Raw genomic sequence first — 18,165 nt, 5'->3', positions numbered from 1 at the left:
CTATGCGGTCTCGGCCAGCAGCGAGAGATGGTGGTCGCCCTCGGACCCGGCGAGGTCGGTGAGCGGCGTCGGGTAGTCGCCGGTGAAGCAGTGATCGGTATATTGCGGATGGTCCGGATCGCGGCGATTGTGGCCCATTGCCCGGTAGATTCCTTCGACCGACAGGAAGGCGAGGGAGTCGGCACCGATGAAGGCCCGCATCTCGTCGAGATTCATGTTGGCCGCAAGCAGCTTGTCTCGCTCCGGGGTATCGATCCCGTAGTAGTCGGGATGGGTGATGGGCGGGCTGGCGATCCGCATGTGCACCTCGCGCGCGCCCGCATCGCGCATCATCTGCACGATCTTCACGGAGGTCGTTCCCCTGACCAGGCTGTCGTCGATCAGGACGATCCGCTTGCCCGCGACCTGGCTGCGGTTGGCGTTGTGCTTCAGCTTGACGCCGAGCGCCCGGATCTGCTGGGTCGGCTCGATGAAGGTCCGACCGACATAGTGGTTGCGGATGATGCCAAGCTCGAACGGCGTCCCGGACGCCTGGGCGAAACCGATTGCGGCGGGCACGCCGGAATCCGGTACCGGCACGACGACGTCGCAATCGGCGGGCGACTCGTGGGCCAGTTCCTGGCCCATCCGCTTGCGGACCTCGTACACGCTGCGCCCGCCGACGACCGAATCCGGTCGGGCGAAATAGATGTACTCGAAGATGCAGGGTCGGGCTGCCTGCTGCGGGAAGGGTCGGTGCGATTCGATCCCGTCCCGGGAGATCACGACCACCTCGCCGTTGCCGATGTCGCGCACGTAGCGGGCGCCGATGATGTCGAGCGCGCACGTCTCCGAGGCAAGGATCGGCGTGCCGTTGAGGTCGCCGAGTACAAGGGGCCGGATGCCAAGGGGATCGCGGGCGCCGATCAGTTTCTTGTTGCTCAGGGCGACGAGGGAGTAGGCGCCTTCGATCTGCTGCAGCGCGTCGATGAAGCGCTCCACCAGCTTCTGCTTCGGCGAGCGGGCGATCAGGTGCAGGATCACCTCTGTGTCCGACGTCGATTGGCAGATCGCTCCCTCGCGGATCAGCCGCCGTCGCAGCGTCAGCGCGTTGGTCAGGTTGCCGTTGTGGCAGACGGCGATGCCACCGCCGGCGAGGTCGGCATAGAGCGGCTGGACGTTGCGCAGGATCGTCGCGCCCGTCGTTGCATAGCGGCAATGGCCGATTGCGGAGTCGCCCGCGAGCCGCTCGATCACCGAACCGCGTGAGAAATGGTCGCCGACAAGGCCCATCCGGCGCTCGGTGTGGAAGTGACGGCCGTCGAAGGAGACTATGCCGGCTGCCTCCTGCCCGCGATGCTGCAGGGCATGCAGGCCGAGCGCCGTCAGCGCGGCGGCGTCACGATGGCCGAACACGCCGAACACGCCGCACTTCTCGCGAAGCACGTCGCCCTCGGTGTCATCAATCGCAGAACTGAGATAGTCGATCGTGCCCGTGTCGGGGATAGGCATCCGCTGCTCCGGTCGGGTCCGCACCACGTGGCGCGGGTCACGCGGTCAGTTATCGCTGCCGCGGGTCGTGTCAAGCAACTGGTTCAGGCCCTGCCGTTCCGATGGCTGGTAGCTCTGCTCGGTGTCTTCCTCGACCGGTGGTTCCTCCGTGCCGCCGGGCGCGGGTGCGTCCGCCCCGCCGTTGCGATTGCGGATCCGGTCTAGGATCGCCTTCTCGGGATCTTCCGGCAACATGGCAATGATCGCATCGCCGGTCTGCTTCAGGATCGGCTTCGATCGCGCCCCGCGGATCCAGTCGGGCTGGTTTTCTTCGGGCACCAGCCAGGCCAGGAACATGTAGGCGATGACCACCAGCAGCAGGCCGCGCGCCAGCCCGAATATGAAGCCGAGCGTCCTGTCGATCGCGCCGATGCGGCTGTCGAGGATGAAGTCGGAGATCCGCATCGTGATGAACGACACCACGATCAGCGTGATCAGGAAGATGCCGACGGCCAGCGAGATGTCGGCCAGCCAGTTCGGCTGCAGCATCTCGCGCACCTGACCCTGGAAGCGCGGAAAGAAGTACAGTGTCGCGACCGCCGCCGCCACCCACGAGGCGATCGACAGCACCTCCCGGGTGAGCCCGCGCACCATGGCGAGCAACGCCGAGATCAGCATCACTGCGATGACGATGAAATCGAGCCCCGTTACCACCATAGCGTCGGGGAGCCTCCGTTGCGGGCCGATAGAGCCGCGGCTAGTTAATCCGAATCATCGGCCGGCGCAAACGACTCCTTGAGCGCGATCACCGGAAATTCGGCGAGGCGATGCCGCGCTGCGACAAGGCCGGATCAGGTTTTGCCGGTGCTGCGGCCGGCGGCGATCCGCGCCACGAGACCGGCGAGCGTGTCGACGCAGACGAGGCTGACGCCGCCCGCTCCCGCCTCCGCCTGATTGCCGACCGGTGCCACGGCTTCCGCGAAGCCGAGCTTGTGGGCCTCCCTGAGCCGCGCCGCCCCGTGCGGCACGGCCCTTACGGCGCCCGACAGCGACACTTCGCCGAAGAACACGGCTTCGGGCGGCAACGGCGCCTGGGCGAGGGAGGAGACCAGCGCCGCGGCCGCGGCCAGATCGGCCGCAGGCTCGATGATCCGCAATCCGCCGGCGACGTTGAGATAGACATCGTGGCCGCCGAGCTTCAGCCCGCAATGGGCATCGAGCACGGCGAGCAGCATCGACAGCCGGCTCGCATCCCATCCTACCACCGCCCGGCGCGGGGTGCCGAGCGGGGATGGCGCGACGAGGGCCTGGAACTCGACCAGCACCGGTCGGGTGCCCTCAATGCCGGCGAATACCGCCGATCCCGGTGTCCGCGAATCGCGGTCGCCGAGAAACAGGGCGGACGGGTTCGGCACCTCGATCAGCCCCTTGCCGGACATTTCGAAGACGCCGATCTCGTCGGTCGGCCCGAACCGGTTCTTCACCGCCCTCAGAATGCGGAAGCGGTGGGCGCCATCGCCTTCGAAGTAGAGCACCGCATCGACCATGTGCTCGACGACGCGCGGTCCGGCGATCTGGCCGTCCTTGGTGACATGGCCTACCAGCACCACGGTCGTGCCCATCCGCTTGGCGAACCGGATCAGCGCCTGCGCGGCGCCGCGGATCTGGGTGACGGTGCCGGGTGTCGATTCGACCTGGTCGGTCCACATCGTCTGGATCGAGTCGATGATCATCAGGTCGGGCGGGGCACCTGCGGAGACCGTCGCAACGATGTCCTCGATGCGGGTCTCGGCCGCGAGCGCGACGGGGGCATCGGACAGGCCGAGACGCGCAGCGCGCAGCCGAACCTGGCCGACCGCCTCCTCGCCGGAGACGTAGACGACCCGCCGACCAGCTTGCGCAACCGCGGCCGCCGCCTGGATCAGGAGCGTTGACTTGCCGATGCCGGGGTCGCCGCCGATCAGTATCGCCGAGCCGCGCACGAAGCCGCCGCCCGTGACCCGATCGAGTTCGCCGATGCCGGCGAGTGTGCGTGGCGCATCCTCGCTTGTGCCGGCAAGCGCGACGAGTTCGATAACCCGGCCCTTGGCGAACGGCCTGGCCGGTGCCGCCAGCACCCCGCCGCCGCCTTCCTCCACCAGGCTGTTCCAGGTTCCGCAGGCTTCGCAGCGGCCGGTCCATTTCGTGCTGATCGCGCCGCAGGACTGACAGACGAACTGCGCCGACCGACGCGCCATGGCTTGCTCCTCAGGCCTCGATATAGTCGCGGCGATAGCGGTGGCCGAGGCCCGTCAGGATCTCGTAGCCGATGGTGCCGGCCCGTGCCGCGAGATCGTCCACGGTGAATCGATCTCCGAGCAATTCCGCCCAACTTCCTGCCACGATTCGATCTTCCGGGATGTCGGTAACGTCGGCTGCGATCAGATCCATGGAGATCCGGCCGACCAGCGGCGCGGCATCCTCGCCGAAATAGACCGTCGCGCCCGCCCTCAGGTCGGTGCTGCCGGCAGCGCGCATGTAGCCGTCCGCATAACCGGCCGACAGGATCGCCAGCCGGGTGTCGCGCCGCACCGTCTGCGCGGCGCCGTAGCCGACGGACGAACCGGCGGAAATCGTGCGCAGCTGAACGACGCGTGCCTCCAGTCTGACGACAGGTCGCATCGGGTTGGGCCGCCCGGTGACCGCGAGGCCGCCATAAATCGCGATGCCGGGCCGCGTCATGTCGTAGTGCAGCGCCGGATCGCTCAGCAGTCCGGCGGAATTGGCCAGGGATGCTGGTGCCGGTGGCAGCCGGTGGCGGAGGATCTCGAACCGGTCGCGCTGCTCGCGTGTCAGCGGATGGTTCGGCGTGTCGGCGCAGGCCAGGTGGCTCATCACGAGCGACACTTCGAAGACGCGGGCAAGATCGTCCGGCGGGGGCAGGGCGAGGCACTCCTCGCGGCTCAGCCCGAGCCGGTTCATGCCCGTGTCGATGTGCACCGCTGCCGGCAAGCGCGCGCCGGCGGTGCGGCAGAATCCGGCCCAGTCGGAAATCTCGGCAAGCGAGCCGAGGACCGGCCGGGCACCGGTCTCGACATAGGCCGGACCCGTGTGCGGATGGAAGCCGCCGAGCACGTAGATCGTCGCGTCGGGAGCCGCGGCCCGGACCCGCCGCGCCTCGGCGAGCAGCGCGACAAAGAACGTGCGGCACCCGGCCGCGGTCAGCGCGGGGACGACCGCGTCGATGCCCAGGCCGTAGGCATCCGCCTTGACGCAGGCCGCGGTCTCGGCGCCACGTGCGCGCGCCGCCAGATTGCGCCAGTTGTCGGTGATCGCGGCAAGGTCGATCGTCAGACGCCCGGCCGCTTCGAGCGCCTCGGCCGGCCAGGACGCGCGGCCGGCAGGCATTCTCATCCGAACCGTTCCGGCAGCCGGGCGTCGTTCGCCAGGTTGTCGAAGCGTGTGAACTCGGCGAGGAAGGCCAGATTGACGGTTCCCGTAGGGCCATGCCGCTGCTTGCCGATGATCACCTCGGCGAGTCCGTGGGCGCGGGCCATCTCATCCTGCCAGGTCTCGAACTCCGGGGTGCCCTCGCGCGGCTTCTTGTTCTTCAGGTAGTACTCCTCGCGATAGACGAAGAGCACCACGTCGGCGTCCTGTTCGATGGATCCGGATTCGCGCAGGTCGGCGAGCTGCGGCCGCTTGTCCTCGCGCGCTTCGACCTGGCGGGAGAGCTGCGACAGCGCCAGAATCGGTACATTCAGTTCCTTCGCCAACGCCTTGAGACCGGTGGTGATCTCGGTGATTTCCTGGACCCGGCTGTCGCTTGCCCGCTTGCTGCTGCCGGTGAGCAACTGGAGATAGTCGATCACCAGCATGTCGAGGCCCTTTTGCCGCTTCAGCCGGCGCGCCCGCGCGGCGAGCTGGGCGATCGACAGGCCGCCGGTGGCGTCGATGTAGAGCGGCACGGACTGCAGGCGTTGAGCGACATCGACCAGCCGGTCAAACTCCTCGCGGGTGGTCTTGCCGCGTCGGATGTTCTCGGAGGAGACGGCCGCCTGTTCCGAGATGATGCGCGTCGCGAGCTGTTCGGCCGACATTTCCAGCGAGAAGAAGCCGACGATACCGCCATCGATGGTCTCGACGCGGCCGTCGGGCAGCTGCCGTCCCTTGTATCTTGAGGCGATGTGGAAGGCGATGTTGGTGGCGAGCGCGGTCTTTCCCATGGCCGGCCGGCCGGCCAGGATGATCAGGTCGGAGGGCTGGAGCCCGCCCATCAGGTCATCGAGATCGCGCAGCCCGGTGGCGATGCCGGAGAGATGGCCGTCGCGCTGATAGGCCTTGCTGGCCATGTCGATGGCATCCTTGAGCGCTTCTCCGAAGCGCAGGAATCCCGAACCGTACTTGCCGGTCTCGGCCAGCTCGAACAGGCGCTGTTCGGTGATCTCGATCTGCTTGGCAGGGGTCATCTCGACGCCCGCATCATAGGCCGTGTTCACCATGTCCTCGCCGATCGCGATCAGGCGGCGGCGCGTGGCGAGATCGTAGATCGTGCGGCCGTAGTCCTCGGCATTGATCACTGTGGTGGCAGCGCTGGCGAGCCGGGCGAGATAGGCGGGCACCGAAAGCTCGCCGATAGGCTCTTCCCGCTCGAGGAACGTCTTCAGCGTGACCGGTGTCGCCGTCTTGTTCGCCCGGATCAGGCGTGACACCACGTCGAAGATGCGCTGGTGGACGGGATCGAAGAAATGCTCCGGCACCAGGAAATCCGAGACCCGGTAGAACGCTTCGTTGTTGACCAGGATGGCGCCCAACAGGGCTTGCTCGGCCTCGATGTTGTGCGGGACCGTGCGGAAATCGGCGTCGGGCCGCTGATCGAGCGGACGGGACAGGGCTTGGATCGTCATGGCTCTGAACTATGGGATGCTGCGCCGTGGCGCGAATCCCGCATGCGCAGTTTGCGCGGTTTCCAGCTTCGTTAACAGATCGTCAAGACTGTCGAACGCGACTCTTGACGTCTACTCAGCGGCCTGCGAACGGCCGGGAATCAGCGGCCCGTCGCGCAGCCGCAGGGCATTCTCCGCCTGTTCCATGTAGCCGCGCGTCAGCGGCAGGGCGTTCTGATTCTTCACGAGCTGGATCTGGAAGTTCATCATCCCCTGATGCCGGAAGGAGATCTCCGAGCCGGCAAGATAGAATTCCCACATCCGGCAGAACCGTTCGTCATACAGCCTCATGGCCTCGTCGCGATGCGCCATGAAGCGCCGGCGCCACTCCCGGAGCGTTTCGGCATAGTGAAGGCGCAGTATCTCTATATCGGTAACCTTTAGGCCGGCCCGCTCAATGGCCGGCATCACCTCCGACAGGGCAGGGATATAGCCGCCGGGAAAGATGTATTTCTGGATCCAGGAGTTGGTGTCGCCTGGCCGGCCGAACCGGCCGATCGAATGCAGCACCATCACGCCGTCATCGGCGAGGAGGTCGCGCACCTTGCGGAAGAACTCGTCATAGTGGCCGACGCCGACATGCTCGAACATGCCCACGGAGATGATCCGGTCGAACCGCTCGTCGAGCTTGCGATAGTCGGACAGGCGGAACTCCACACGGTCCGCCATGGCCTTGCTGCGGGCCCGCTCGTTGCTGACCGCATGCTGCTCGGTGCTGAGCGTCACGCCGACGACCGAGACCGGGTGCGTCTCGGCGATGTAGAGGCCGAGACCGCCCCATCCCGAACCGATGTCAAGGACCCGCTGGCCGGGGGAAAGCGCGAGCTTGGAAACCAGATGCCGCTTCTTCGCGAGCTGCGCCTCTTCCAGCGTTGTGGTCGCCGTCTCGAAGTAGGCACACGAATATTGCAGGTCGGGATCGAGAAACAGCCGATAGAGCCGTCCGTCGAGATCGTAGTGATGCGCGACGTTGCGGCGCGCCCGACCGGTCGGATTGAACTGGCGCAGCCGGCGCGTGAGATACCGCATTCCGCGCAGGGCCAGCACCCACCAGGGCAGCGCGCCGGTTTCCTCGTGCCGCAGAACGATATCGAGGAAGTCGTAGATCGTCCCTTCCTCGACGACGAAGGTGCCATCCATGAAGCATTCGCCGAGCCGCAGCTCGGGGTTCATCAGCACCGATCGTTCGGCCGCGGCGGACGTGAAGCGGACGTGGACCGGGGTGCCGGTGCCGTCGCCGAAGCTATGCGTGATGCCAGCATGGTCGGTAACGCGGAGGTTTCCCTCACGCACCACCTTCGACAACGCATATTCGAGCAGGCTGCCCATGTCCGATCCGCCGCTTCCCCCAGAGTCCCAGCGGTTGCGGATTAAAGCATCAAGCGCCCCGGACGTTCAATCGGCCAGGGCGCTCGGATGTCGTCAACGCCACGTAGACCTGCCGGTGTTCCCGTCGGAACAGGCGGGTGTCGGCGAGGCTAGGCGGAGTCCTCGTTGCTGGCCGTCTCCTCGAAGAAGGCTTCCTCTTCGATCGGCGCCTCAACGTCGTCGGTCTCGGGAAGCGTCACGTCCTCGCCGCGCGCCTGGCGCTCGGCCTCTTCCGGGGTGCGGGCGACGTTGATCCTTACCACCGCCTCGACTTCGGGGTGAAGGCGGACCGGCACCTCGAAGACGCCGAGATTCTTGATCGGGGTGTGCAGCACGACCTGGCTTCGCGCGACGCTGAAGCCTGCCTCGGTCAGCGCCTCGGCGATGTCGCGCGTCGAGACGGAACCGTAGAGCTGTCCGCGCTCGCCGGCCGAACGGATCATCACCACCGTCTGGCCGTCGAGACGGGTCGCGACGCTCTGGGCCTCGCTCCTGAGTTCGAGATTGCGCGCCTCGAGCTGGGCACGCTGCGACTCGAACAGCTTCCGGTTCGCCTCGGTGGCACGCAGCGCCTTGCGCTGCGGCAGCAGATAGTTGCGCGCATAGCCGGCGCGAACGCGCACCTCGTCGCCCATCTGGCCCAGCTTGGGGATGCGCTCGAGCAGGATGACTTGCATTTCGGTCTCCTTGGGGAATGACTAGAGGTCTCGGAGAGTGGCTGGACGCGCCATGCCGCCCCGTGGAGTGCGCCTCCGCGGGGCCTCAGCGATAGCGATGGCCGGGTCGATGTCTCTCGTCATCGTCTCAGCTGTCCCGCCTGATCTGGCGGTTAGAGCCGGCTCCCGGAGACGGGCCGGCCCAACCGGCCGCACGGCAACTGCCGTGCGGGCTCACTTCACGACGTACGGCAACAGGCCCAGGAAGCGGGCGCGCTTGATCGCCTTGGCGAGCTCGCGCTGCTTCTTCGCCGAGACCGCGGTGATGCGGCTCGGCACGATCTTGCCACGCTCGGAAATGTAGCGCTGCAGCAGCCGGACGTCCTTGTAGTCGATCTTCGGGGCGTCGGCGCCGGAGAACGGACAGGTCTTGCGGCGGCGGTGGAAGGGCCGGCGGACCGGCAGCTGCGCGATGTTCGGGATGCTCATGGTTCAATTCCCCCTTCGCGGCCGGCCTCGTCACGGAACCGGGAGGGGCGGCGGTCGCCGCGATCCCCGCGGTCGCCCCTGTCGCTCCGGAAGCCGCCCGGCCTGTCGCCCCGATCGCCGCGGCGCTCGCCGCGGTCATCGCGATCACGCCGGGCCAGAATGGCCGACGGCCCCTCCTCGTGCTCCTCGACGCGGACCGTCATGAAGCGAAGGATGTCGTCGCTGAGGCTCATCTGCCGCTCCATCTCGGCGACCGCGCTGTGCGGCGCGTCGATGTTCAGCAGCGAATAGTGGGCCTTGCGGTTCTTCTTGATACGGAACGTCAATGGGCGGACGCCCCAGTATTCGGTCTTGGCGACCTTGCCGCCACCCTGCTCCAGGATCGACTTCAACTGCTCCGTCAGCGCCTCGACCTGCTGCGCCGACATGTCCTGGCGCGCCAGGAACACGTGCTCGTAGAGTGGCATCTTTCATCCTTTCCGTTTCGATCGGCCGCCTAAGGCGCAAAGCCTCTTCGAAGCCTCCGGAAAGGCGTTCGACAAGGATCTCGAGAGCGGAGACACGGGAAGCCGGGCACCATGCCCTGCCGCCCATCAGGGGACGGCCTTCCGTTCAGCCTCCGGCCACAGGTCGACCGGATCGCGCTGATATACGGCAATCGCGTCAAAAGGCAAGCATCGCGTTCAGCGACGCGCGTCACTGCGGGGCGGGGAGTGGCGTCGGGTCGACGGTAGACACGACGCGCTCGGCGCTTGACATGTGCAGCCTGCCGTTGTCTGTGCGCCCCGGTTCGGGTTCATGTCCCCGTTCGGGGCCGGGGCACCCGCGGACATCATGACGAGATCGACGACGTCGGGACCGCTTCCATGAGCATTGCTTTCGTCTTTCCCGGGCAGGGCAGCCAGACCGTCGGCATGGGGCGGGCGCTGGCCGAAGCCTATCCGGCCGCGCGCGCGGTGTTCGACGAGGTCGACGAGGCATTGGGCGAGCGCTTGTCGGCGGTGATCTGGGAGGGGCCTGAGGACCGGCTGACCCTTACCGAGAATGCCCAGCCGGCCTTGATGGCGGTCAGCATGGCCGTCGTCCGGGCGCTGGAGGCCGAGGGCGTGCGGCTCGCCGACACTGCCACCTTCGTAGCCGGCCATTCGCTCGGCGAATATTCGGCGCTGGCCGCCGCGGGCGCGATCGAGCTGGCCGATGCCGCGCGACTGTTGCGCACCCGCGGCCGCGCGATGCAGGCGGCCGTTCCGGTCGGCGAGGGGGCGATGGCGGCGCTGCTCGGTCTCGACTACGAGACCGCGCTGACCGTTGCCGAGGAGGCCGCGCAGGGCGAGGTCTGCCAGGCCGCCAACGACAATGCCCCGGGCCAGGTGGTCGTCAGCGGCGCGAAGGCGGCGGTCGAGCGCGCCTGCGAGATCGCGCGCGGCAAGGGTGCTATGAAGGCGATGCTGCTGCCGGTAAGCGCGCCCTTCCATTGTGCCCTGATGGCGCCGGCCGCCGAGGTGATGCGCGCGGCGCTGGCGGCAACGGCGGTCAGCGCGCCGGCGGTCCCGGTGGTCTGCAATGTGCTGGCCGCACCGATCCGCGATCCGGAGGAGATCCGGCGCCGGCTTGTCGAGCAGGTCACGGGTACCGTCCGCTGGCGCGAGAGCGTCCTGTGGATGGCGGCAAACGGCGTCAGCGAACTCAAGGAGATCGGTGCCGGCCGGGTGCTGACGGGTCTTACCAAACGGATCGACCGGTCGGTTGCCGCCGCTGCGGTCGGTACGCCGGAGGATGTCGCGGCGCTCGTCGCGTCGCGCTGCTGAACGCTGTATCGTCGGTCCCGAGTCGTCGGTCCGGAGCGGATTGGAGGTTCGATGTTCGATCTGAGCGGCAAATGCGCGCTGGTCACCGGTGCAACCGGGGGCATCGGCGGCGCCATCGCCCGGGCCCTGCATGCGCGTGGTGCCACGGTGGCGGTCTCGGGAACGCGCGCGGATGCGCTCGCCTCGCTCGCCGCCGAGCTCGACGGGCGGGTTCACGTCCTGCCCTGCGATCTCCGCGATCCGGCGGCCGTCGACGCACTCGCCGGCGAGGCCGAGGAGACGATGGGTCGCCTCGATATCCTGGTGAACAATGCCGGGATCACGCGTGACAACATCTTCATGCGGATGAAGGACGAGGAGTGGGACACCGTGCTGGCCGTCAACCTGACCGCCGGCTTCCGCCTTGCGCGTGCCGCCGTGCGCGGCATGATGCGACGTCGCTCCGGTCGCATCATCGGCATCACCTCGATCGTCGGCGTCACCGGCAATCCGGGCCAGGGCAACTATGCGGCCGCCAAGGCTGGCATGATCGGCATGTCGAAGGCGCTCGCGCTCGAGGTCGCCTCGCGCGGGATCACGGTCAACTGTGTGGCGCCCGGCTTCATCGAGACCGCGATGACCGATGCGCTGAACGACAAGCAGCGCGAGGCGGCGCTGTCGCGGGTCCCGGCCGGCCGGCTCGGACTGCCGGCCGAGATCGCCGCGGCCGTCGTCTATCTTGCCAGCGACGAGGCCGCCTACGTCACCGGGCAGACGCTCCATGTGAACGGCGGAATGGCAATGATTTGAACAGTTTCGGGAATCGAGCCGGAGCCCGGCAACGGAGCCGGGGCGTTCTGGTCAATGCCGGGAAAGTGTGCTACTAGCCGCGAACTTCCGGCAGGGCGAATACCGTCAGCCGGACCGGGATCGAAGGACGGATGCGGCACCCGCCGGAGGCTCTGTCCACCTCGCACGCTTCCCGACAAACTGAATGATGAGACGTAATCGACCGCTAGATCGGGGATGACAGGATGAGCGACATTGCGGAACGGGTGAAGAAGATCGTCGTGGAGCACCTCGGCGTCGAGGCCGACAAGGTCACCGAGAACGCCAGCTTCATCGACGACCTGGGGGCCGACAGCCTCGACACGGTCGAGCTGGTGATGGCCTTCGAGGAGGAGTTCGGCTGCGAGATCCCGGACGACGCGGCAGAGACAATCCTCACCGTCGGCGATGCGGTGAAGTTCCTCGAGAAGAACGCGTCCTAACGGGTCGACGCCGTCCGCGGAGGTCTCCTGTGCAGGGCCCGAGGCGCGGCACCCGATCAGCTGGATCGTCTGAAATGCGTCGTGTTGTCATCACCGGCCTCGGCCTGGTCACGCCGCTCGGCTGCGGCGTCGAGGAGACTTGGTCGCGGCTCATCGCCGGCGAGAACGGAGCCGTCAAGGTCGACGATTTCGACGTCTCCGACATCGCCTGCAAGATAGCCTGCCGGATTCCGCGCGGCGACGGCACCGACGGGACCTATAATCCCGACCAGTGGATGGAGCCGAAGGAGCAGCGCAAGGTCGACGACTTCATCGTCTTCGCCATGGCGGCCGCGACCCAGGCGCTCAATGATGCCGGCTGGGCGCCGACCGCGCGGGAGGACCAGATCCGCACCGGCGTGCTGGTGGGTTCCGGCATCGGCGGCCTGCAGGGCATTGAGGAAGGCGCCATGGTGCTGCGCGACAAGGGCGCGCGGCGGATGAGCCCGTTCTTCATTCCCGGACGCCTTATCAATCTCGCCTCGGGCTACATCTCGATCCGGCATGGCCTCAAGGGACCCAACAGCGCGGTCGTCACCGCCTGCTCGACGGGTGCGCACGCCATCGGCGATGCCGCGCGCATGATTGCGCTGGGCGATGCAGACGTGATGGTCGCCGGCGGCACCGAAGGCGGCGTCTGCCGCCTGGCGCTTGCCGGCTTCTCCGCCTGCCGGGCCTTGTCGACCAATTTCAACGACGAACCGAAGCGCGCCTCGCGTCCCTACGATCGCGACCGCGACGGATTCGTGATGGGAGAGGGGGCCGGCATCGTCGTCCTCGAGGAGCTCGACCACGCCAGGGCACGCGGCGCCCGCATCTATGCCGAACTGATCGGCTACGGGCTCTCCGGCGATGCCTATCACATCACCGCGCCGGCGGCTGACGGGGACGGAGCCTTCCGTTGCATGCAGGCCGCCGTTCAGCGGGCGGGCATCGACGTGTCCGAGATCGATTACGTCAACGCGCACGGCACGTCTACGCCGCTTGGCGACGAGATCGAACTGGGGGCCGTGGCGCGGCTGGTCGGCAACGCGGCTGGCAGGATCTCGATGTCGTCGACCAAGTCGGCCATCGGGCACCTGCTCGGGGCGGCAGGAGCCGTGGAGGCGATCTTCTCGACACTTGCAATTCGCGACAACGTGGCACCGCCGACCCTCAATCTCGACAATCCGTCGGTGGATACGCCGATCGATCTGGTTCCGCATGTGGCGCGGCGCAGGGAAATCAATACGGTCCTGTCGAATTCATTCGGATTCGGCGGCACCAATGCCTCCCTGATCCTCAGGAGGTTCGACGCCTGAACCGGCTGACCGTCGAAAGCCCGCCGGTTCACGCTTTCGCCCAAATGCGCGATACTCTGGCGCCGACGCTTGGTCGCAGCCCGCAGGGAGACTGGACAGGGTGAGCGAGGAACATCGCGACGACCGCACCGTAGGCCGGCGGTTTGCTCCCCGCAGCGCCCGGGAGGCCCTGCAGCCCGAACCTGCTCCGCCTCCGCCACCTTCGCGACGGGCCAAGAGCTCGATCGTCGTGGCACTGAGCGGGATCTTCACCTTCCTGATGCTCGTTGTCATCGCGCTCGGGGCCTTGCTGGTCATCGGCAAGATGCAGTTCGAGGGCAAGGGGCCGCTCGAGACGGCTCGCACCATCACGGTGGCGAAGGGGCAGGGTCTGCGCGAGATTGCCCGCCAGCTCGAACGCGAGGGGGTGATCAGTCAGTATTGGGTGTTCGTCGGCGGGGTCGCGCTGCACAAGCAGCAGAATCAGCTGAAGGCCGGCGAGTATGTCATCCCCGAACACGCCAGCATGGCCGACATCATGGACATCCTGGTCGAGGGCAAGGCGATCCTTCACCAGGTGACCATTCCCGAGGGGCATACCAGCGAACAGGTTGTCGCGCGGCTGCTCGAGGATCCGATCCTGATCGGGGAGATCGACGAGATCCCGGCAGAGGGCTCCTTGCTGCCCGAGACCTACAAGTTCGACCGAGGCACCACGCGGATGCAGCTGATCCAGCGCATGCAGCGGGCGCAGGCGGCTGCACTCGAGGAGATCTGGAAGCGCAGGTTGCCGGACCTTCCGATCCAGACGCCCGAGGAACTGGTGATCCTAGCGTCGATCGTCGAGAAGGAAACCGGCAGGGCTGACGAACGGCCGCGCGTCGCAGCGGTCTTCATCAACCGCCTGAAGAAGGGCATGCGGCTGCAGTCCGACCCGACCATCCTCTATGGCCTGTATGGCGGTCGCGCCTTCCTGGAATACCGGACGATCACGCGCAGCGAACTCGACGCCCCGAACAAGTACAATACTTACCAGATCAGCGGTCTGCCGCCGACGCCGATCGGCAATCCGGGGCGTGCGGCCATGGAAGCGGTCGCCAATCCGTCGCGCACGGACGAACTGTACTTCGTCGCCGATGGCACTGGCGGCCATATCTTCGCGGCCACGCTCGACGAACACAACCGCAATGTCGCGAAGTGGCGTGCGCTCGAACGGCAACGGCGCGAGCGCGATGCCGCCCGCGCCCGCGAGGCCGAGGCCGCTGCCGACGGCAAGGCGGCGGACATCGGGGAGGGCGACGACGGCGGTGCTGCGACCGGCACCCTACGCGGGCTCAATCTCAATGTGACACAGTAGCGGTCGGGCTTCCGACTGCCAGCTTGAGAGGCATCCGTCCTCGGGCTAAGGTCCGCCCGCTTTGCGGAAGCGGCAGGTGCCCGGGCGCCTGCGATATCCTGGACATAAGATCCGATGTCGGTATCGAGCATGACCGGTTTCGCCCGCGTCGACGGCGCGGGCGAGACGGAGAGGTGGCACTGGGAGATCCGTTCGGTGAATGGCCGCGGGCTCGATCTGAGAATGCGGCTACCCGCCGGATTCGAGCGCCTCGAGCCCGTCGTGCGGGAAAGGACCAAGGCGCGGATCGATCGCGGGTCGCTGTCGGTGTCGCTGTCGGTACAGCGACTTGCCTCGGCGGCCGGCGTCAGGGTCAACGAGGCCGTGCTGACCGCGCTGTTGGCCGCCTGTGACACGATGACTGCCTCGGCAAGGGTCGCACCGCCACGCGCCGATGGTCTGCTGGCACTGCGGGGCGTTCTGGAATCCGACGACGATCTGGCCGACGAGCAGACCCGGCTCGACCTTGATTCGCGCCTCATCGCCGGACTCGACGAGGCGCTCGACGAGCTCGTCCGGATGCGTCGCGCTGAAGGGGCGCAGCTGGCCGCGATTCTCGAATCGCGTCTTGCCCGGATCGCCGACCTGGTGACGGAGGCCGAGCAGGTGCCCTCGCTTCGCCCCGAGGCCATCGCAGCGAGGCTCGCCCAGCAGGTCGCGCAGCTCGTCGAGGCCGCTCCCGCTCTGGATCCGGGTCGGCTGCATCAGGAGGCGGTGCTGCTGGCGACGAAGGCTGACATTCGCGAGGAGCTCGATCGTCTGGCCGCGCATATCGCCGCCGCCCGAGATCTGATCGCCACGGGCGGACCGATCGGTCGCAAGCTCGAGTTCCTGACGCAGGAATTCAACCGCGAGGCCAACACATTGTGCTCGAAGTCGAATGACGTGGCATTGACGCGGATCGGCCTCGAGCTGAAATCGGTGGTCGACCAGCTCCGGGAGCAGGTCCAGAATGTCGAATGACGCAATGGGGGCCGGCGGCATCGCCCGACGCGGATTGATCCTGATCCTGTCGTCGCCGTCCGGGGCCGGCAAGACCTCGATCTCGCGGTACTTGCTGCAGGAGGAGAACGAAGCGCAGCCGGGCGCGATGCATCTGTCCGTCTCGGTGACGACCCGCCCCCGCCGCCCCAGCGAAGTGGATGGTGTGCATTACCGGTTCCTGACCGTTCGCCAGTTCGAAACCCTCCGGGACCAGGGGGAACTGCTCGAATGGGCGGAGGTTCACGGCAATTTCTACGGGACGCCGCGCGAACCGGTCGAAGCGGCTCTGGCGGCCGGCCGCGACGTGCTGTTCGATATCGACTGGCAGGGAACGCTGCAGGTTCTGGGCAAGATGCGCGAGGACGTGGTGGCGGTGTTCATTCTGCCGCCGTCGGCCGCCGAACAGCGCGCGCGGCTGGAACGCCGGGCCGAGGACAGTGCCGAGGTGATCCGGCGGCGGCTCGCCAACGCCCGCACCGAGATCGCCCATTGGCCGGACTACGATTACGCCATCATCAACCGCGACCTCGACGAGAGCGTCAAGCAGGTGAGGGCGATCCTGCGGGCCGAACGGGTCCGATGCAGGCGGCTGTCTGGCCTTGCGGATTTCATCCGGACGCTTGACCAGGAGCTGGCCGCCCAGCTCGACTGAGAGCGGCCGCCAGCGCCACATAGCCTCCGACCGGCACGTCCTCGGCGCGTTGCGCGGCATCGATGCCGACGGCCTGCAGCACCATGTCCGGATCCTCGACCAGCGGCCGCAGGCTGGAGCGCAGCATCTTGCGTCGCTGCCCGAATGCTGCGGTTGTTACCCGTTCCAGGACCCGCGGAACGACATTCGGGGGGGCATCCAGCGGCTCGATCCGCACTACCGAGGAGGTCACCTTCGGCGGCGGCGTGAAGGCGCGCCGATCCACGTCGAACAGGATCCGGGACCGCGTTCGCCATTGCGCAAGCACCGACAACCGTCCGTAGATCTTCGACCCGTGCCGGGCGACGATCCGCTCGGCGACCTCGCGCTGGAACATCAGTGTCAGCGAGTCCCACCACGGCGGCCAGGTCTCGCTGCCGAGCCAGCCGGCGAGCAGCACCGTCGCGACATTGTAGGGGAGATTGGCCACGATGCGGGCAGGACCTTCGACCAAGGTCGCGGCGTCGAGCTCGGTCGCATCGGCCTCGATGATCTCTAGCCTGCCGGGAAATGCGGCCGCCAGCTCGAGGAGGGCCGCAACGCACCGCCGATCCTTCTCGATGGCCACCACCCTTGCCGCCCCCTCGAGCAGCAGGGCGCGTGTCAAGCCCCCGGGACCGGGGCCGACCTCGACAACGGTAACGCCTTCGAGGGCACCTGAGGCGCGGGCGATGCGGCGCGTGAGATTGATGTCGAGAAGGAAGTTCTGGCCGAGCGACTTGCGCGCGGCAAGCCCATGGGCGGCGATGACCTCGCGCAGCGGGGGCAGATCCGGAAGGCCACTCATCCGCCGCGGTCCGCCATCTCCGCGGCCATGCGGATCGCGCAGATCAGGCTGGTCGGGTCGGCCTTGCCGGTCCCGGCCAGCTGCAGTGCCGTGCCGTGATCGGGAGAGGTGCGCACGAAGGGCAGGCCCAGTGTGACATTCACCGCGGTGTCGAAGGCAATGGTCTTGATCGGGATCAGGGCCTGGTCGTGGTACATCGCCAGCACGGCGTCGTAGCCGGTGCGAGCGACGGGATGGAACAGCGTGTCGGCCGAATGCGGCCCGCTCGCTGCAATTCCCGCCGCGATCAGCCGATCGACGGCCGGCACGATGACGTCGCGATCCTCCGTCCCGATTTGTCCGCCTTCCCCGGCGTGGGGATTGAGCCCGCAGACCGCCAGCCTTGGCGCCGGGATGGCGAACCGCCGTGCAAGATCGGTGGCGGCGATCATCCCGGTCGAGACGATCAGATCGGTCGTCAGAAGCCGAGGCACGTCGGCGAGCGGCACGTGTACGGTGACCGGAACAACCCGCAGCTGCGCACTGGCCAGCATCATCACCGCCACTGCCGGACCGCCGCGCCGCGCCGCGAGCTGTCCCAGCAGTTCCGTATGTCCGGGAAACCGGAAACCGGACAGATAGAGCGTCTCCTTCTGCACCGGTGATGTGACGAGCGCCCGGCACGCACCATCCTGGACCAGCGCAACCGCGGTGTGGATGGCCTCCAGCACCGCCGGGCAGTCGGCGACGTCGGGACGTCCTGGTTCCCCACTTGCCACGGGCGAATCGAGCGATAACACGGGCAGGGCATCCGCGAAGCGGAGCCCAGCTTCCGGGACTGCGTCGATCTCGACGATCGGGACGTCGATTCCGGCCGCGCGCAACCGTCTGTGAAGGAAACGGGGATCGGCGAGGCAGACGAATCGGCATTGTGCGTCATGGCGCAATATGCGCCAGGCCATGCCGACAAGCTCGGGTCCGATCCCCGCGGGCTCGCCCATCGTCACGGCCAGCGGCCGTTGCTCATGCATCGTCGTGACAGC

The 18,165-nt window shown here is 67.3% G+C and carries 18 protein-coding genes; 7 read left to right on the top strand and 11 right to left on the bottom strand.

The window, feature by feature from the left end; all coding sequences use genetic code 11:
* The 9 genes from purF to rpsF all read right to left on the bottom strand — a co-directional run bounded on the left by purF (nucleotide 1) and on the right by rpsF (nucleotide 9,375).
* Nucleotides 1-1,491, bottom strand: coding sequence for an amidophosphoribosyltransferase (gene purF, locus EDC22_RS08185; RefSeq protein WP_132806156.1), 1,491 nt, complete (start codon nucleotides 1,489-1,491; stop codon nucleotides 1-3).
* A gap of 45 nt (nucleotides 1,492-1,536) precedes the next feature.
* Nucleotides 1,537-2,187, bottom strand: a complete 651-nt coding sequence (locus EDC22_RS08180; RefSeq protein ID WP_132806155.1) for a CvpA family protein — start codon at nucleotides 2,185-2,187, stop codon at nucleotides 1,537-1,539.
* 134 nt (nucleotides 2,188-2,321) lie between these two features.
* Nucleotides 2,322-3,707, bottom strand: a complete 1,386-nt coding sequence (gene radA, locus EDC22_RS08175) for a DNA repair protein RadA (RefSeq protein WP_132806154.1) — start codon at nucleotides 3,705-3,707, stop codon at nucleotides 2,322-2,324.
* 10 nt (nucleotides 3,708-3,717) lie between these two features.
* The gene (gene alr, locus EDC22_RS08170; protein ID WP_245499681.1) at nucleotides 3,718-4,863 is read right to left on the bottom strand and encodes an alanine racemase; all 1,146 of its coding nucleotides are present in this window, start codon (nucleotides 4,861-4,863) and stop codon (nucleotides 3,718-3,720) included.
* On the bottom strand, nucleotides 4,860-6,356 hold the full coding sequence (locus tag EDC22_RS08165; protein ID WP_132806153.1) for a replicative DNA helicase: 1,497 nt from the start codon (nucleotides 6,354-6,356) through the stop codon (nucleotides 4,860-4,862). Before EDC22_RS08165 ends, alr begins: the two co-directional genes overlap by 4 nt.
* 111 nt (nucleotides 6,357-6,467) lie before the next feature.
* Nucleotides 6,468-7,724: a cyclopropane fatty acid synthase gene (locus EDC22_RS08160; protein ID WP_132806152.1), complete on the bottom strand. Its 1,257-nt coding sequence runs from the start codon at nucleotides 7,722-7,724 to the stop codon at nucleotides 6,468-6,470.
* Nucleotides 7,725-7,873: 149 nt separating this feature from the next.
* Nucleotides 7,874-8,440 carry a 50S ribosomal protein L9 gene (rplI, locus tag EDC22_RS08155; protein ID WP_132806151.1) on the bottom strand — a complete coding sequence of 189 codons (567 nt, stop codon included), beginning with the start codon at nucleotides 8,438-8,440 and terminating at the stop codon, nucleotides 7,874-7,876.
* Nucleotides 8,441-8,653: 213 nt separating this feature from the next.
* Nucleotides 8,654-8,908, bottom strand: a complete 255-nt coding sequence (gene rpsR, locus EDC22_RS08150; protein ID WP_132806150.1) for a 30S ribosomal protein S18 — start codon at nucleotides 8,906-8,908, stop codon at nucleotides 8,654-8,656.
* Nucleotides 8,905-9,375 (bottom strand): 30S ribosomal protein S6, encoded by a 471-nt coding sequence (gene rpsF, locus EDC22_RS08145; RefSeq protein ID WP_132806149.1) that lies wholly within the window; start codon nucleotides 9,373-9,375, stop codon nucleotides 8,905-8,907. The genes rpsR and rpsF overlap by 4 nt, the downstream gene beginning before the upstream one ends.
* 399 nt (nucleotides 9,376-9,774) lie before the next feature.
* On the opposite strand from rpsF, the gene fabD reads away from it, so the two are divergent.
* The 7 genes from fabD (at nucleotide 9,775) to gmk (ending at nucleotide 16,317) form a co-directional block, all read left to right on the top strand.
* The gene (fabD, locus tag EDC22_RS08140; protein WP_132806148.1) at nucleotides 9,775-10,716 is read left to right on the top strand and encodes an ACP S-malonyltransferase; all 942 of its coding nucleotides are present in this window, start codon (nucleotides 9,775-9,777) and stop codon (nucleotides 10,714-10,716) included.
* Nucleotides 10,717-10,767: 51 nt separating this feature from the next.
* A complete protein-coding gene (gene fabG, locus EDC22_RS08135) occupies nucleotides 10,768-11,505 on the top strand; it encodes a 3-oxoacyl-[acyl-carrier-protein] reductase (protein ID WP_132806147.1) in 738 nt (245 codons plus the stop codon).
* A gap of 224 nt (nucleotides 11,506-11,729) precedes the next feature.
* Entirely contained in the window at nucleotides 11,730-11,966 is a 237-nt protein-coding gene (locus EDC22_RS08130) for an acyl carrier protein (protein WP_132806146.1), read from the top strand.
* Between the two features lie 74 nt (nucleotides 11,967-12,040).
* Nucleotides 12,041-13,306 (top strand): beta-ketoacyl-ACP synthase II, encoded by a 1,266-nt coding sequence (gene fabF / locus EDC22_RS08125; protein WP_132806145.1) that lies wholly within the window; start codon nucleotides 12,041-12,043, stop codon nucleotides 13,304-13,306.
* Between the two features lie 229 nt (nucleotides 13,307-13,535).
* A complete protein-coding gene (gene mltG / locus EDC22_RS08120; RefSeq protein WP_245499680.1) occupies nucleotides 13,536-14,642 on the top strand; it encodes an endolytic transglycosylase MltG in 1,107 nt (368 codons plus the stop codon).
* Between the two features lie 114 nt (nucleotides 14,643-14,756).
* On the top strand, nucleotides 14,757-15,644 hold the full coding sequence (locus EDC22_RS08115; RefSeq protein WP_132806143.1) for a YicC/YloC family endoribonuclease: 888 nt from the start codon (nucleotides 14,757-14,759) through the stop codon (nucleotides 15,642-15,644).
* Nucleotides 15,634-16,317 (top strand): guanylate kinase, encoded by a 684-nt coding sequence (gmk, locus tag EDC22_RS08110; RefSeq protein ID WP_132806142.1) that lies wholly within the window; start codon nucleotides 15,634-15,636, stop codon nucleotides 16,315-16,317. The genes EDC22_RS08115 and gmk overlap by 11 nt, the downstream gene beginning before the upstream one ends.
* Here gmk and rsmA read toward each other — a convergent pair.
* Both rsmA and pdxA read right to left on the bottom strand, forming a co-directional pair.
* Entirely contained in the window at nucleotides 16,274-17,143 is an 870-nt protein-coding gene (gene rsmA, locus EDC22_RS08105; RefSeq protein ID WP_132806141.1) for a 16S rRNA (adenine(1518)-N(6)/adenine(1519)-N(6))-dimethyltransferase RsmA, read from the bottom strand. The two genes, gmk and rsmA, sit on opposite strands and share 44 nt — an antisense overlap.
* On the bottom strand, nucleotides 17,140-18,123 hold the full coding sequence (gene pdxA, locus EDC22_RS08100; RefSeq protein WP_342635142.1) for a 4-hydroxythreonine-4-phosphate dehydrogenase PdxA: 984 nt from the start codon (nucleotides 18,121-18,123) through the stop codon (nucleotides 17,140-17,142). Before pdxA ends, rsmA begins: the two co-directional genes overlap by 4 nt.
* Between the last annotated feature and the right edge of the window lie 42 nt (nucleotides 18,124-18,165).

This window comes from Tepidamorphus gemmatus (genome assembly GCF_004346195.1).
Taxonomy (GTDB): Bacteria; Pseudomonadota; Alphaproteobacteria; order Rhizobiales; family Tepidamorphaceae; genus Tepidamorphus; species Tepidamorphus gemmatus.
The sequence above is the reverse complement of the archived record's forward strand: the minus strand, read 5'-3'. Positions and strand labels throughout refer to the sequence as shown.

What these genes read in the sequence shown, in the direction of transcription:
- EDC22_RS08165 (WP_132806153.1), bottom strand. Translation starts at nt 6,356, where the DNA reads ATGACGATCCAAGCCCTGTCCCGTCCGCTCGATCAGCGGCCCGACGCC.
- fabF (WP_132806145.1), top strand. Translation starts at nt 12,041, where the DNA reads ATGCGTCGTGTTGTCATCACCGGCCTCGGCCTGGTCACGCCGCTCGGC.
- rplI (WP_132806151.1), bottom strand. Translation starts at nt 8,440, where the DNA reads ATGCAAGTCATCCTGCTCGAGCGCATCCCCAAGCTGGGCCAGATGGGC.
- rpsR (WP_132806150.1), bottom strand. Translation starts at nt 8,908, where the DNA reads ATGAGCATCCCGAACATCGCGCAGCTGCCGGTCCGCCGGCCCTTCCAC.
- pdxA (WP_342635142.1), bottom strand. Translation starts at nt 18,123, where the DNA reads ATGGGCGAGCCCGCGGGGATCGGACCCGAGCTTGTCGGCATGGCCTGG.
- gmk (WP_132806142.1), top strand. Translation starts at nt 15,634, where the DNA reads ATGTCGAATGACGCAATGGGGGCCGGCGGCATCGCCCGACGCGGATTG.
- rsmA (WP_132806141.1), bottom strand. Translation starts at nt 17,143, where the DNA reads ATGAGTGGCCTTCCGGATCTGCCCCCGCTGCGCGAGGTCATCGCCGCC.
- EDC22_RS08180 (WP_132806155.1), bottom strand. Translation starts at nt 2,187, where the DNA reads ATGGTGGTAACGGGGCTCGATTTCATCGTCATCGCAGTGATGCTGATC.
- EDC22_RS08160 (WP_132806152.1), bottom strand. Translation starts at nt 7,724, where the DNA reads ATGGGCAGCCTGCTCGAATATGCGTTGTCGAAGGTGGTGCGTGAGGGA.
- radA (WP_132806154.1), bottom strand. Translation starts at nt 3,707, where the DNA reads ATGGCGCGTCGGTCGGCGCAGTTCGTCTGTCAGTCCTGCGGCGCGATC.
- rpsF (WP_132806149.1), bottom strand. Translation starts at nt 9,375, where the DNA reads ATGCCACTCTACGAGCACGTGTTCCTGGCGCGCCAGGACATGTCGGCG.
- EDC22_RS08115 (WP_132806143.1), top strand. Translation starts at nt 14,757, where the DNA reads ATGTCGGTATCGAGCATGACCGGTTTCGCCCGCGTCGACGGCGCGGGC.
- EDC22_RS08130 (WP_132806146.1), top strand. Translation starts at nt 11,730, where the DNA reads ATGAGCGACATTGCGGAACGGGTGAAGAAGATCGTCGTGGAGCACCTC.
- alr (WP_245499681.1), bottom strand. Translation starts at nt 4,863, where the DNA reads ATGAGAATGCCTGCCGGCCGCGCGTCCTGGCCGGCCGAGGCGCTCGAA.
- fabD (WP_132806148.1), top strand. Translation starts at nt 9,775, where the DNA reads ATGAGCATTGCTTTCGTCTTTCCCGGGCAGGGCAGCCAGACCGTCGGC.
- fabG (WP_132806147.1), top strand. Translation starts at nt 10,768, where the DNA reads ATGTTCGATCTGAGCGGCAAATGCGCGCTGGTCACCGGTGCAACCGGG.
- purF (WP_132806156.1), bottom strand. Translation starts at nt 1,491, where the DNA reads ATGCCTATCCCCGACACGGGCACGATCGACTATCTCAGTTCTGCGATT.